Here is a 13939-nt window from a genome sequence, read left to right on the forward strand (position 1 = left end):
GTCACCGGCTGGTAGCCTCCGGGGGCCTAAAGGCGCTTCAAAACGCCATCAGCGACCAGTCCTTTAACGATCCGTCCCGTGAGGCGGAGAAGGAGGGGGTCGACACATGTCGCCCGCACGCCCTGCCCAGAGCTCACCCAGCGCACCGGAAGATCAACCCGTCGTGGACGACGGGGCGGAGGTCGTCCGGGCCGTCCTGGAACCCGCCGAGATCGGCCGCGCCCTGTCCCGCATCGCCCACGAGGTGCTGGAGCGGAACAAGGGCGCCGAGCACCTCGTCCTCCTGGGTATCCCCACCCGTGGTGTCACGCTCGCCCAGCGCCTCGCCGCGCGCCTGGCCTCGATCGAGGGCACCGAGGTCCCGGTGGGCACCCTCGACGTCACGATGCACCGCGACGACCTGCGCCGGCAGGCCTTCCGCACGATCGCGCGCACCGACCTGCCCGAGGGCGGCATCGACGACAAGATCGTGGTCCTGGTGGACGACGTGCTCTACTCCGGCCGCACGATCCGCGCCGCCCTGGACGCGCTGTCCGAGTTCGGCCGCCCGCGCGCCGTGCGTCTGGCCGTGCTGGTCGACCGGGGTCACCGCGAGCTGCCGATCCGTGCCGACCACGTGGGCAAGAACCTGCCCACCTCGACCCTGGAACGGGTGCGGGTGCGGCTGTCCGAGGTCGACGGGGGAGAAGACGTCGTGAGCATCACCAGCCCGGATCGAGGTGCGGCCCAGTGAGACACCTGCTCTCCACCGCCGATCTGTCGCCGGCCGAGGCCATCCAGATCCTCGACGTCGCCGACCAGATGGCGGCCACGCAGAAGCGCGAGATCAAGAAGCTGCCGACCCTGCGCGGCCGCACCGTGGTGAATCTCTTCTACGAGGACTCCACGCGCACCCGGATCTCGTTCGAGGCCGCGGCCAAGCGCCTGTCGGCCGATGTGATCAATTTCTCGGCGAAGGGCTCGAGCGTCTCCAAGGGTGAAAGCCTCAAGGACACGGCCCTGACCCTGAAGGCCATGGGGGCCGACGCGGTCGTCGTCCGCCATTCGGTCTCGGGCGCACCGCACCGGCTGGCCCATGCGGGCTGGATCGACGGCACCATCGTCAACGCGGGCGACGGCACGCACGAGCACCCGACCCAGGCGCTCCTGGACGCCTACACGCTGCGCCAGCGGCTCGTGCCCGACGCCATCGGCGCCGACCTCAAGGGCAAGCGGGTCGCGATCGTCGGCGACGTGCTGCACAGCCGGGTGGCCCGCTCGAACGTGACGCTGCTGAACACCCTGGGCGCCGAGGTGGTGCTGGTCACGCCACCGACCTTGCTACCGGTGGGGATCGGTCACTGGCCGTGCTCGACCTCGTACGATCTGGACGACGTGGTCGACGGCGGTCACGGCGACCTGGACGCGGTGATGATGCTGCGGGTGCAGCGGGAGCGGATGCACGACGCGTTCTTCCCCAGCGCCCGCGAGTACTCCCGCCGCTACGGGCTCGACGCCCGCCGGATGAACCGGTTGCCGGACCACGCGCTGGTCATGCACCCCGGGCCGATGAACCGCGGCCTGGAGATCACTGCGGAGGCGGCGGACTCGCCGCGCTCCACCATCGTCGAGCAGGTGGCCAACGGGGTCGCCGTGCGGATGGCCGTTCTCTACCTGCTCCTGTCCGGGCAGGCCGAAGGAAAGGACGCCTGATGGGCTCCTACGTGATCAAGGGCGCCCGTCCGCTGGGCGGTCCGGCGACCGACATCCTGATCGAGGACGGTCTGGTCACCCAGGTCGGCCCGGTCACCGCGAGCGGTGCCCAGGTGATCGACGCGGACGGGCTGATCGCCCTGCCCGGTCTGGTCGACCTGCACACCCACCTGCGCGAGCCCGGCCGGGAAGACGCCGAGACGGTCGAGACCGGCACCCGGGCCGCGGCGATGGGCGGCTGGACGGCCGTGCACGCGATGGCCAACACCGACCCGGTGGCCGACACGGCCGGCGTGGTCGAGCAGGTCTGGCGGCTGGGCCGCGAGTACGGCTGGGTGGACGTGCGCCCGGTCGGTGCCGTCACCGTCGGCCTGGGCGGTGAGCGTCTGGCCGAGCTCGGCGCGATGGCCGACTCCGCGGCCGGCGTGCGGGTGTTCTCCGACGACGGGCACTGCGTCTGGGACCCGGTGCTGATGCGCCGCGCCCTGGAGTACGTGAAGGCCTTCGACGGGGTCGTCGCCCAGCACGCCCAGGAGCCGCGCCTGACCGAGGGCGCGCAGATGCACGAGGGATCGGTCTCGGCCGAGCTCGGCCTGACCGGCTGGCCGGCGGTCGCCGAGGAGGCGATCATCGCCCGGGACGTGCTGCTGGCCGGGCACGTCGACTCCCGCCTGCACGTGTGCCACGTCTCCACGGCCGGCTCGGTGGAGATCCTGCGCTGGGCCAAGACCCGCGGCATCAAGGTCACCGCCGAGGTCACCCCGCACCACCTGCTGCTGACCGACGAACTGGTGCGCAGCTACGACCCGGTGTTCAAGGTCAACCCGCCGCTGCGCACCGCCGCCGACGTCCAGGCCGTGCGCGAGGCCCTGGCCGACGGCACGATCGACATCGTCGCCACCGACCACGCCCCGCACCCGGTCGAGGCCAAGGACTGCGAGTGGGGTGTCGCCTCCATGGGCATGACCGGCCTGGAGACCGCGCTGTCGATCGTGCAGGAGGCGATGGTCGACACCGGAATGCTGACCTGGGAACAGGTCGGGATGAGGATGTCGGTCCAGCCCGCCCGGATCGGGCGGGTCGCGAGCCAGGGCCGCCCGATCGCGGCCGGCGAGCCCGCTCACCTCACCCTGGTCGACCCCTCGGCCCGGTGGGAATGCGATCCTGCCACCCAGGCCACGATGGGCCGTAACTCTCCGGTGCGGGGCCGGACGATGCACGGTCGTGTCGTGGCGACCATCTACGCGGGACGCCCGACCGTTCTGGACGGCGTCCTCAACGAGGCTCTTTCGGAGGTGCCGCTGTGACATCCGTCCCCGCAGTCCTCGTGCTCGAGGACGGGACCAGCTGGCGCGGACGCGCCTACGGTGCCGTCGGCAGCACGGTCGGCGAGGCGGTGTTCTCCACCGGGATGACCGGTTACCAGGAGACGCTGACCGACCCGTCCTACCACCGCCAGGTGGTCGTCATGACCGCCCCGCACATCGGCAACACCGGTGTGAACGACGAGGACAACGAGTCCTCGAAGATCTGGGTGGCCGGATACGTCGTGCGTGACCCCGCACGTCGTTCCTCGAACTGGCGGGCGAAGCGCGAGCTGCCCGACGAACTCTCCGCGCAGGGCGTCGTGGGCATCTCCCACGTCGACACCCGCGCCATCACGCGTCACCTGCGCGAGCGGGGCGCCATGCGGGTGGGCATCTTCTCCGGCGGCTCGCTGCCCTCGGAAGAGAACCTGCTGCAGCAGGTCCGCCAGGCCCCGGAGATGAGCGGCGCCTCGCTGGCCGACCAGGTCAGCACCGCCGAGCGCTACGTGGTCCCGGCCGCCGGCGAGAAGCGCTTCACCGTGGCCGCGATCGACCTCGGCATCAAGGCGATGACCCCGCACCGGATGTCGCAGCGCGGCATCGAGACTCACGTGCTGCCCTCGACCGCCACCCTGGACGACGTGCTCGCCGCGAACCCCGACGGGGTGTTCTTCTCCAACGGCCCGGGCGACCCCTCGACCATGCAGGAGCAGATCGGCCTGCTGAAAGAGGTTCTTGACCGGCGGATCCCGTTCTTCGGCATCTGCTTCGGCAACCAGATCCTGGGCCACGCCCTCGACCTGGGCACCTACAAGCTGGGCTACGGCCACCGCGGCATCAACCAGCCGGTGATGGACCGCACCACCGGCCGGGTCGAGGTCACCGCGCACAACCACGGTTTCGCCGTCGACGCGCCCCGGGACGGCACTTTCGCCACCCCGTTCGGGCAGGCGCAGGTGAGCCATGTCTGCCTCAACGACGATGTCGTCGAAGGTCTCAATCTTGTTGACGGGCCTGCATTCTCGGTGCAGTACCACCCCGAGGCGGCAGCCGGCCCGCACGATGCGGGCTACCTGTTCGACCGCTTCGCCGATCTGATGGGGGAGCACAGCGCCGATGCCCAGAAGAACTGATCTCTCCAGCGTCCTCGTCATCGGCTCCGGCCCGATCGTGATCGGCCAGGCCTGCGAGTTCGACTACTCCGGCACCCAGGCCTGCCGGGTGCTGCGCGAGGAGGGCCTGCGGGTCGTCCTGGTGAACTCCAACCCGGCCACGATCATGACCGACCCGGAGTTCGCCGACGCCACCTACGTGGAGCCGATCACCCCCGAGGTGATCGAGGCGATCATCGCCAAGGAACGTCCCGACGCCCTGCTCGCCACCCTGGGCGGCCAGACCGCGCTGAACGCCGCGATGGCCCTGCACGCCGCCGGCGTCCTCGAGAAGTACAACGTCGAGCTGATCGGCGCCAACGTCGCGGCGATCGAGGCCGGTGAGGACCGCCAGCTGTTCAAGGGCGTTGTCGACCGGGTGCGCGAGAACCACGGCCTGGACGCCACGGTGTCGCGCAGCTTCGTCTGCCACACGATGGACGACTGCGTGGCCGCGACCGGCGAGCTCGGCTACCCGGTCGTGGTGCGTCCCAGCTTCACCATGGGCGGCCTCGGCTCCGGCATCGCCTACGACCGCACCGACCTGGACCGGATCGCCGGCGCCGGCCTGCACTACTCGCCGACCACCGAGGTACTGATCGAGGAGTCGATCATCGGGTGGAAGGAGTACGAGCTCGAACTCATGCGCGATCACAACGACAACGTGGTGGTCGTCTGCTCGATCGAGAACCTCGACCCGATGGGCGTCCACACCGGTGACTCGATCACCGTCGCACCCGCCCTCACCCTGACCGACCGCGAGTACCAGAAGCTGCGCGACATCAGCATCGCGGTCATCCGCGAGGTCGGCGTGGACACCGGCGGCTGCAACATCCAGTTCGCGGTGAACCCCGCAGACGGCCGCGTGGTCGTCATCGAGATGAACCCGCGGGTCTCGCGCTCCTCGGCCCTGGCGTCCAAGGCCACCGGCTTCCCGATCGCCAAGATCGCGGCCCGCCTGGCCGTCGGGTACTCGCTCGACGAGATCCCGAACGACATCACCGAGAAGACCCCGGCCAGCTTCGAGCCCAGCCTCGACTACGTCGTGGTCAAGGTGCCCCGGTTCGCCTTCGAGAAGTTCCCGGCGGCCGACCCGACGCTGACCACCACGATGAAGTCGGTCGGCGAGGCCATGGCCATCGGCCGGAACTTCACCGAGGCCCTGCAGAAGGCGCTGCGCTCGCTGGAGAAGAAGGGCGCGGCGTTCCACTGGGACGGACCGGTCCCGGCCCTGGAGCCGCTGCTCGAGCAGATGAAGGTGCCCACGGAAGACCGGCTGCTGAAGGTGCAGCAGGCGATCCGGGCCGGTGCGAGCATCGAGCAGCTGTTCGAGGCCACGAAGATCGACCCGTGGTTCCTCGACCAGCTGATGCTGATCCAGGAGATCGCCCTGTCGGTGTCGCAGGCCGAGGCGCTCACGCCCGACCTGCTGCGCGAGGCCAAGCGGCACGGCTTCTCCGACGTCCAGCTGGCCGCGCTGACCGGGATGGCGCAGGACGTCGTGCGTGGTGTGCGGCACGCACTGGGGGTGCGGCCGGTCTACAAGACCGTCGACACCTGCGCGGCCGAGTTCGCCGCCAGCACGCCGTACTACTACTCCAGTTACGACGAGGAGGACGAGGTCACCGCGTCCGGGCGGCGCAAGGTGATCATCCTCGGATCCGGCCCGAACCGGATCGGCCAGGGCGTCGAGTTCGACTACTCCTGCGTGCACGCCTCGTTCGCGCTGCGCGACGCCGGGTACGAGACCATCATGGTCAACTGCAACCCGGAGACGGTCTCCACCGACTACGACACCTCCGACCGGCTCTACTTCGAGCCGCTGACCCTCGAGGACGTCCTCGAGATCGTCCACGCGGAGCGCCGTTCCGGTGAGCTCGTCGGTGTCATCGTGCAGCTCGGCGGCCAGACCCCACTGGGCCTGGCGGCGGCGCTGGCGGCCAACGGGGTGCCGATCGTCGGCACCAGCCCGGAGGCCATCGACCTGGCCGAGGACCGGGGCCTGTTCGGCGAGGTGCTGGCCGAGGCCGGTCTCCTCGCGCCGAAGCACGGCACCGCCATCAGCTTCCCCCGGGCCAAGCAGATCGCCGACAGCATCGGCTACCCGGTGCTCGTGCGTCCCTCGTACGTGCTCGGCGGGCGCGGCATGGAGATCGTCTACGACGAGACCCAACTGGCCGACTACCTCGAGCGCGCCACCGAGATCGGCCCGGGCCGCCCGGTCCTGGTCGACCGATTCCTCGACGACGCCATCGAGATCGACGTCGACGCCCTGTACGACGGGGAGCAGATGTACCTGGGCGGCGTGATGGAGCACATCGAGGAGGCCGGCATCCACTCCGGTGACTCGGCGTGCGTCCTGCCGCCGGTGACCCTGGGACAGCGCGACATCGATCGGGTGCGCGTGAGTACCGAGGCGATCGCCAAGGGTGTGGGGGTCCGAGGGCTCCTGAACGTCCAGTTCGCCCTGGCCGCCGGCGTCCTCTACGTGCTCGAGGCCAACCCGCGGGCCAGCCGCACGGCGCCGTTCGTGTCCAAGGCGACCGCGGTGCCGCTGGCCAAGGCCGCGGCGCGGATCATGCTCGGCGCGACCATCGCCGACCTGCGCGCCGAGGGCATGCTGCCGGCCCAGGGCGACGGGGGCACGATGCCGGCCGAGTCGCCGGTGTCGGTGAAGGAGGCCGTGCTGCCCTTCAAGCGGTTCCGCACCGCCGAGGGCAAGATCGTCGACACCCTGCTCTCGCCGGAGATGCGTTCCACCGGTGAGGTCATGGGCATCGACACCGACTTCCCGCACGCGTTCGCCAAGTCCCAGTCGGCGGCGTTCGGCGGTCTGCCCGACACCGGCACGGTGTTCGTGTCGGTCGCCGACGTGGACAAGCGGGCGATGATCTTCCCGGTCAAGCGCCTGGTCGACCTCGGCTTCACCGTGCTGGCCACCGACGGCACCGCGGACGTGCTGCGGCGCAACGGCATCGCCTCGACCCGGGTGCGCAAGCTCGGGCTCGGTGGCTCGGCCCGGGGTGGCTCGGAGGAGACGACGATCGTCGACATGATCGCCGCGGGCGAGGTGGACATGGTGGTCAACACCCCGTCCGGCCCGGCGGCGCGCATGGACGGCTACGAGATCCGGGCCACCACCACGGCCGTGGACAAGCCGATCATCACCACCATCCAGCAGTTCTCGGCCGCCGTGCAGGCGATCGAGGCGGCCCGCAACGAGCCGGTCCGGGTGGCGTCGCTCCAGGAGCACGCCGCGCGTCTGGGTGAGTTGCGCGCGGAGCAGCAGCTGTGAGCTCGGTGTCGGCGGTGTCCTTCGGATCGAGATTGAGGACGTCGGTCAGCTCGCGGGGGTCTCTCTGTGTCGGGATCGACCCGCACCCGGCGCTGCTGGCGCAGTGGGGTCTGTCCGACGACGTGGCCGGGCTCGAGCGATTCACCCTGACCGTGGTGGAGGCCCTGGCCGACCGGGTCGCGGTGATCAAGCCGCAGGCCGCGTTCTTCGAGCGGTTCGGCTCGGCCGGGGTGGCGGTGCTGGAGAGGGCTCTGGTCGGTATCCGGGACGGCGGTGCCCTGAGCATCGTCGACGCCAAGCGCGGCGACATCGGCTCGACCATGGCGGCCTACGCCGATGCCTTCGCGGGGGAGGGCTCGCCGCTGGCCGGTGACGCGGTAACGGTGTCGCCGTTCCTCGGATTCGGCTCGCTGCGGCCGCTTCTCGACCTGGCCGCGGCCAACGGCAGAGGGGTGTTCGTGCTGGCCCTGACCTCCAACCCGGAGGGCGGGCAGGTGCAGCACGCCCGCCGGCCGGACGGGAAGACCGTGGCGCAGACCATGATCGACGCAGTGGCCGCGGAGAACGCGGGCGCCTCGCCGACCGGTTCGGTCGGTGTCGTGGTCGGTGCGACGGTGACCGGAGTGGGCCGCGAGCACGATCTCTCGGTGATCAACGGCCCGATCCTGGCTCCCGGTATCGGGGCGCAGGGGGCCACTCCGGAAGATCTGCGCGCGGTGTTCGGTCCGGCCCTGGACCAGGTGCTGCCCAACTCCTCGCGCGAGGTACTGGGCGCGGGGCCGACCGTGGCGGGGCTGCGGGAGGCCGCGGCCCGCTCGGTGGAGGCGGTGGAGAACGCCCTGCGGGCGTGACCCGGCCGTGTCGAACCTGACATCGAACCTGACATCGAACCTGACACTGCGTTGATCGATACGAACGCCCGGTCGCCGGACCTTTCCGGTGACCGGGCGTTCGTTTGTCCGTTTCGTGGTGGGAGGTCCATGAATGAGACTTCTCTGAGTGCCCTTCTGGTGACATAGAGTGGGAATCGACAATTGTCGGGGAGAACCCTGTCGAGTTCGTAGGTATCCGTACACTCTGCGTAAACCGCACTTGACGCCCATAACTCAGCAGTGACAATGTTGCACCCCTCAGGGCCACATCCGTATCAAATCGGATGCGGCACAACGGGTGTGCCCAAGGCGCCCGAGATCCCCCCCGCACTTGCTCACCATGCCGGAAACGTTCACACGGACCCGGACTCAGGAGATCGTCACTGCCCGACGGAATGCGAGCGTTCTTCTTGCGCGCTGGGTGATGGCTCCCAGCCTGCGGTAGCTCGTGGCCTGTCCCACCCCCTAGCTCCTCGAGGGTGGAGGTCGTGGCCCATACCCTCGGTCCCGCGGTTCGGGAAGGAATGCCGTCTCGATGGCTCCGAAGGCCCGCGGTCCTCGAACGCGAATGGGTGGCCGGTCGATCCGGACCCGCATCCTGCTGCTCGGCTGGGTGCCCAGCCTCTCCCTCCTCGTCGTCGGCGTGATCCTCGCCGGCTACCTGGCCCTGTCGGCCCGCGACATCCGCGACGGCAACAGCGTCATGGAGACGCAGCTGGGTTCGTCCCGTGCCTTCATCCCCGAGGCCGAGCGGGAGGGCCGGCTGAGCGTCGTCTATCTGGCCGACCCGAAGGCGAGCAGGACCGAGCTCGACGCCCAGCGCGCACGGACCGATCAGGTGCTCGCCACGCTGAACGAGGACGCGGTCCTGCTGCAGGAGAACTCGCCCGACTACCTCGCCCCGGTCTTCGCCGACCTGGGTGCACTCGGCGGCGGCATGGCGCAGATGCGCAAGAGCGTGGACGACCGCACCCTTCCGGCGGCCGACGCCCAGCAGTACTGGAGCAACTTCGTCGACCTGACGTACCGCTCCATCTCGCTGATGGCCCGGACCACGCCCAACGGTGAGTCCGGCCAGCAGGAGCGGGAGGCGTCCGAGCTGATCCACCTGGTCAACCAGATGTCTCAGGGCAACGCGCTGGCCTACCTGGCCCTGTCGAACGAGGGCCTGACCCCCGAGGAGTACCAGACCTTCGTCAAGACCGGTGGGGTCTACCGCGACCGTCTGGAGTTCCTCTCCCAGATGATCACGGATCCCGGGGTCCTGGCCAAGATCACCGCGCTGACCGAGAGCGACAGCTGGCGTCAGCAGGCCCGGATCGAGCAGGCCGTGCTCAGTGCCGACGCGCTGACCGTACGGGAACGCCAGAAATTGCTGGCTGGTACACCCGTCGCCGAGGTCACCGGGGCCACCAACACCCTGCTGAGCAGTGAGCCGACGCCGGCCCAGATCAGGAACGGCAACGTCAAGGCCGATCTGCCGATCCCGTCGTCGGCCTGGGAGACCGCCCACAACGACGTCACCGACCAGCTCGTCGACATCGCGATCAGCCAGCTCGCCTACTCCTCCGGCATGGCGGTCGACCTGGCCGAGACGCGCTACACACAGTCCATCGCCGGTGGTATCGGCCTGGTCATCTTCGCCGCGATCGTGCTGTCGCTGACCGCCCGCGAGTCCAACCGCCTGACCCGCCGTCTGCGTGGTCTGCGCGACCAGACGCTGGACCTGGCCGACAACCGGTTGCCCGCCCTGGTCGAGGGTCTGCGGACCGGTGAGGTCGACGACGAGACCCGGCAGATGCCGAAACTGCACTACGGCCGGGACGAGATCGGTGAGGTCGCCAGTGCGTTCAACCACGCGCAGGAGGTCGCCGTCAACGCGGCCGTGCAGGAGGCCGAGACCCGGAACGGCCTGCGCGAGGTGTTCCTCAACATCGCCTACCGCAGCCAGGTCATCGTGCACCGGCAGCTGGGCGTGCTGGAGAAGGCCGAGCGGTTCGAGGAGGACCCGGAGCAGATCGAGCTGCTGTTCGAGCTCGACCACCTGGCCACCCGCGCCCGCCGGAACGCCGAGAACCTGGTCATCCTCGGTGGCGGCCAGCCCGGTCGCCGCTGGCGAAACTCGGTCGAGCTGCTGCAGGTCGTGCGGTCGTCGATCTCCGAGGCCCAGGACTACGCCCGGGTGTCGGTCGGTCGTCTGCCCCGCCTGTCCATCAACGGTGGCGCGGTCGCCGACGTCATCCACCTGCTCGCCGAGCTCGTCGACAACGCCACCTCCTTCTCGCCGCCGATGTCCAAGGTCGAGGTACGGGGCAACTTGGTCGGTAAGGGCCTGGTGCTCGAGATCGAGGACCAGGGCCTCGGGATCCCGGCCGACAAACTCACCGAGCTCAACGAGATGCTCACCACGGCACCGGACTTCCACGCGCTGACCCTGCGCGAGGAACCTCGCCTGGGCATGTTCGTGGTGGCCCAGCTGGCCGCCGGCCAGAACATCCGGGTCACGCTGACCCCGTCGCCGGCCTACGGCGGAACCAAGGCCGTCGTCCTGATCCCGTCCGACCTGTTCGACGCCTCCGGCGGCGGTGTCACCGGTAGCACCGGCACGCTGGCCCTGGACGGTGCCGACGACAGTGCGGTGGCACCCGGTGCGCGGTCCCTGCACGAGCGGATGGCCATCACCGGCGAGATGACCGGCGAGATCACGGTCGTCCCGGGCGACGGCACCCCGGAGCGGCCCTTCCGCTCCTCCGCGCCGGCGCTGTCCGTGGCCCCGGACGGGCCGCGCAACCCCACCGGCCCGCTGCAGCGCATCGGCCGGGGGCCGGAGCAGGGCGGCCAGAACAGCCAGGACGGCCAGAACGGTCTGAGGGGCCAGAACGGTCTGGGCGCTCCGGGCGGTCAGATCCGCCCGATGCCCTCGGCCTCCCGTTCACCGGAGCCGATGCGTTCCTCGTCGCCGGGCTACCCGCCGTCCTCGCGCATCGATCAGTCCGGTGGGGGGAGCGAGCCGATGGTGAACCCGCAGGCCCGCGCCGACTACCTGGCCTCACGCTCCGCCGGCCCGGCGACCGGCAGTCTTCCGGTGCGCAGCAGCGGGATGTCGCAGAGCCAGATGCCCGCGCCGATGTCGAGCCCGGCCGGCCTGGCCAAGGGTGCCCCCACCCCACCCGCGGGAGTACGGGGCAGCTCCCCGGGAACCTCGGTGACCCGGGGCGCGACCCGGACCGGTCGTCCTGAACTGCCACGCCGCGTCCGGCAGGCAAACCTGTCCGACCGGCTGAAGAGTTCCCCTGTGCCCAGCACCGGGGCGATGCCCCAGGACTCCGAGACCACGGGCCCGTTGGACCCGGAAGCGGCCCGCAACCGGATGGCCGCGTTCCAGCGCGGTACCCAGCGCGGCCGCACGGAACGGCCCGATGGCGCCTGACCGCCACGGCCGAACACCAGCATCACCAAGGAGAAGGCAGGCGAGAACACTGTTCCCGCGAACCACTGACTGGAAGGCGAGATGACGCAGAACAGCGCGATGGGTGGCCTGGACTGGCTGGTGGAGGATCTGCTCCGCCGGCTCCCGGGCGCGGACCGGGCGATCGTTCTCTCGTCCGACGGCCTGCTCATCGGCCGGTCCAGCAACCTCAACCGTGATGACGGCGAGCACCTGGCCGCGGTCGCCTCCGGCTTCCAGAGCCTGGCCCGCGGTACCGGTCGCCACTTCGGCGGCGGCGGGGTGCGGCAGACGGTCGTCGAGATGGACAACTATTTCCTGGTCGTCACGGCGGCCGGTCAGGGCGCGTGTCTTGCGCTCCTGGCCGACGTCAACGCCGACATGGGCATGGTCGCCTACGAGATGAACCTGCTGGTCAAACAGGTCGGTACCTACCTCAGCTCGCAGCCTCGGGAGGATGCGTCGCCCGGGGCGGGACCGAGGCCGTGACCCCGTCGGATCAGCACTGGTTCGACGAGGAGGCCGGGCCGCTGGTCCGGCCGTACGCGCTGACCCGTGGGCGCACCACCAGCAAGCAGCGCGATCTCGCGATGATCACGCTGGTGGTGGCCCTGCAGCGGGTGACCCCCCAGCTGGCCGATGATCTGGAACCCGAAGGGCTCCAGATCATCACCATGTGCCAGCACCCCAAGTCCATCGCAGAGGTTTCCGCCGATCTGGGCCTGCCGCTCAGCGTCGTGAAAATCCTCATCGGTGACCTCATCGACCGGCAGCTGCTGATGTTCCGGTCGGCCGTCACCCCCGACATCAACGTCCTTCAGGCGGTTATCAATGGCATACGCCGACTCTGACCCGAACCAGCGGCCCGGGGTGCGCGCGACAGCGGTGAAGCTGCTGATCGCGGGTGGCTTCGGGGTCGGGAAGACCACCATGGTCGGCACGATCAGCGAGATCCCGCCGCTGCGTACCGAGGAGCTCATCACCGAGCTCAGCCGCGGTGTCGACGACCTCTCCGGCGTCGAGCAGAAGAAGACCACCACGGTGGCTCTCGACTTCGGCCGCATCACGATCAGCCCCGAACTGGTGCTGTACCTCTTCGGCACGCCCGGCCAGGACCGATTCTGGTTCATGTGGGACGAGCTGGCCGAGGGCGCGATCGGCGCCGTCGTGCTGGCCGACACCCGTCGGCTGGAGAGCTGTTTCCCGGCCGTCGACTTCTTCGAGCGCCGGGGCATTCCGTTCGTCGTCGGCGTGAACTGCTTCGACGGGGACGAGCAGTACAACCCCGACGAGGTGCGCGTCGCCCTCGACCTCGACGACCGTGTGCCGGTCGTGCTGGCCGACGTGCGTCAGCGGGCCTCGTGCAAGGAGCTGCTGGTCACCCTGGCCGAGCACGCCATCAGCATGGCCACCGCGGCCCCGGCCTGACCCGGGGATTCCCGACCGGCGGCACCGGGTCCAGCACCGGTCAGCATCGCATCGCAGCAAGAGAACCGGGCACTTCCGGCGCCACTGGCGTCCGGGGGTGCCCGGATCCATGTCAGGACCTATGTCGGGGCCCAGGTCAGGACCAGGCGCGGTGACGGCCTGAGGGGCTGTGGTGGGCGGGTGGCTGCCTTGGGTCGGCGGCGTGGGCGGAGGGGCTCCGGGAAGGCGTGGCTCTGCGGAGGGCGTGGCTCTGCGGAACGCCCGGCCCTCCGGAACGCCCGGCAGGCGCTGGTCGACGGCGTATGTGGGTGGACGGGGACAACCGGCTCGGGACTGGTGGACGCGTCGGGAAGGGCTCCAGCTGCGGATGTCCCGCAGCCCACCGGCGCCGGGATCGGAGCAGACCTCGACCGTCGCAGGCCTGTGCTGCCCGCTGGGCCCCGCTGTGACCCATCGGTAACCTTTTACCCTGCAGGCGGGCCCGCCCGCGCCCCGGGAGGCCTCCCGCGGTCTCTGGCACCGATTCGTGGCGCAGTGAGGGTGGGATTCGGAGACTGCGATGGGTTCCGGGCCGATTGAGAGCGATTTTGGGTCGGCTCAGGTCAAGGTCCACGCCCGGGTCCACGCCCGGGTCCACGCCCGGGTCCACGCCCGGGTCCACGCCCGGGTCCACGCCCGGGTCCACGCCCGGGTCCACGCCCGGGTCCACGCCCGGGTCCACGCCCGGGTCCACGCCCGGGTCCACG

Annotated in this window: 11 protein-coding genes; all 11 read left to right on the top strand. The window is 70.1% G+C overall.

Annotated elements, in window-relative coordinates; genetic code table 11:
- The first annotated feature begins 106 nt into the window (after window positions 1-106).
- Window positions 107-733, top strand: a complete 627-nt coding sequence (gene pyrR, locus QSK05_RS19465) for a bifunctional pyr operon transcriptional regulator/uracil phosphoribosyltransferase PyrR (RefSeq protein ID WP_285598674.1) — start codon at window positions 107-109, stop codon at window positions 731-733.
- Window positions 730-1692, top strand: a complete 963-nt coding sequence (locus tag QSK05_RS19470) for an aspartate carbamoyltransferase catalytic subunit (protein WP_285598675.1) — start codon at window positions 730-732, stop codon at window positions 1690-1692. Before pyrR ends, QSK05_RS19470 begins: the two co-directional genes overlap by 4 nt.
- Complete coding sequence (locus tag QSK05_RS19475; RefSeq protein WP_285598676.1) at window positions 1692-2999, top strand: dihydroorotase; 1308 nt, start codon at window positions 1692-1694, stop codon at window positions 2997-2999. Before QSK05_RS19470 ends, QSK05_RS19475 begins: the two co-directional genes overlap by 1 nt.
- Window positions 2996-4132 carry a glutamine-hydrolyzing carbamoyl-phosphate synthase small subunit gene (carA, locus tag QSK05_RS19480; RefSeq protein ID WP_285598677.1) on the top strand — a complete coding sequence of 379 codons (1137 nt, stop codon included), beginning with the start codon at window positions 2996-2998 and terminating at the stop codon, window positions 4130-4132. The genes QSK05_RS19475 and carA overlap by 4 nt, the downstream gene beginning before the upstream one ends.
- Entirely contained in the window at window positions 4116-7445 is a 3330-nt protein-coding gene (carB, locus tag QSK05_RS19485; protein ID WP_285598678.1) for a carbamoyl-phosphate synthase large subunit, read from the top strand. The genes carA and carB overlap by 17 nt, the downstream gene beginning before the upstream one ends.
- A 5-nt stretch (window positions 7446-7450) precedes the next feature.
- On the top strand, window positions 7451-8296 hold the full coding sequence (pyrF, locus tag QSK05_RS19490) for an orotidine-5'-phosphate decarboxylase (RefSeq protein WP_352301926.1): 846 nt from the start codon (window positions 7451-7453) through the stop codon (window positions 8294-8296).
- A 556-nt stretch (window positions 8297-8852) separates the two neighbouring features.
- Window positions 8853-11747, top strand: coding sequence for a sensor histidine kinase (locus QSK05_RS19495; protein WP_285598680.1), 2895 nt, complete (start codon window positions 8853-8855; stop codon window positions 11745-11747).
- An 81-nt stretch (window positions 11748-11828) separates the two neighbouring features.
- On the top strand, window positions 11829-12254 hold the full coding sequence (locus QSK05_RS19500; RefSeq protein ID WP_231481581.1) for a roadblock/LC7 domain-containing protein: 426 nt from the start codon (window positions 11829-11831) through the stop codon (window positions 12252-12254).
- On the top strand, window positions 12251-12616 hold the full coding sequence (locus QSK05_RS19505; protein WP_285598681.1) for a DUF742 domain-containing protein: 366 nt from the start codon (window positions 12251-12253) through the stop codon (window positions 12614-12616). The genes QSK05_RS19500 and QSK05_RS19505 overlap by 4 nt, the downstream gene beginning before the upstream one ends.
- Window positions 12597-13193: a GTP-binding protein gene (locus QSK05_RS19510; protein WP_285598682.1), complete on the top strand. Its 597-nt coding sequence runs from the start codon at window positions 12597-12599 to the stop codon at window positions 13191-13193. Before QSK05_RS19505 ends, QSK05_RS19510 begins: the two co-directional genes overlap by 20 nt.
- A gap of 559 nt (window positions 13194-13752) precedes the next feature.
- On the top strand, window positions 13753-13939 hold a 187-nt coding region (locus QSK05_RS19515; protein ID WP_285598683.1), incomplete at its 3' end, for a hypothetical protein.

It is taken from the genome of Kineosporia sp. NBRC 101731 (assembly GCF_030269305.1).
In the GTDB taxonomy this organism is placed as follows: Bacteria; Actinomycetota; Actinomycetes; order Actinomycetales; family Kineosporiaceae; genus Kineosporia.

What these genes read in the sequence shown, in the direction of transcription:
- QSK05_RS19510 (WP_285598682.1), top strand. Translation starts at nt 12,597, where the DNA reads ATGGCATACGCCGACTCTGACCCGAACCAGCGGCCCGGGGTGCGCGCG.
- QSK05_RS19500 (WP_231481581.1), top strand. Translation starts at nt 11,829, where the DNA reads ATGACGCAGAACAGCGCGATGGGTGGCCTGGACTGGCTGGTGGAGGAT.
- QSK05_RS19475 (WP_285598676.1), top strand. Translation starts at nt 1,692, where the DNA reads ATGGGCTCCTACGTGATCAAGGGCGCCCGTCCGCTGGGCGGTCCGGCG.
- QSK05_RS19495 (WP_285598680.1), top strand. Translation starts at nt 8,853, where the DNA reads ATGGCTCCGAAGGCCCGCGGTCCTCGAACGCGAATGGGTGGCCGGTCG.
- pyrR (WP_285598674.1), top strand. Translation starts at nt 107, where the DNA reads ATGTCGCCCGCACGCCCTGCCCAGAGCTCACCCAGCGCACCGGAAGAT.
- carB (WP_285598678.1), top strand. Translation starts at nt 4,116, where the DNA reads ATGCCCAGAAGAACTGATCTCTCCAGCGTCCTCGTCATCGGCTCCGGC.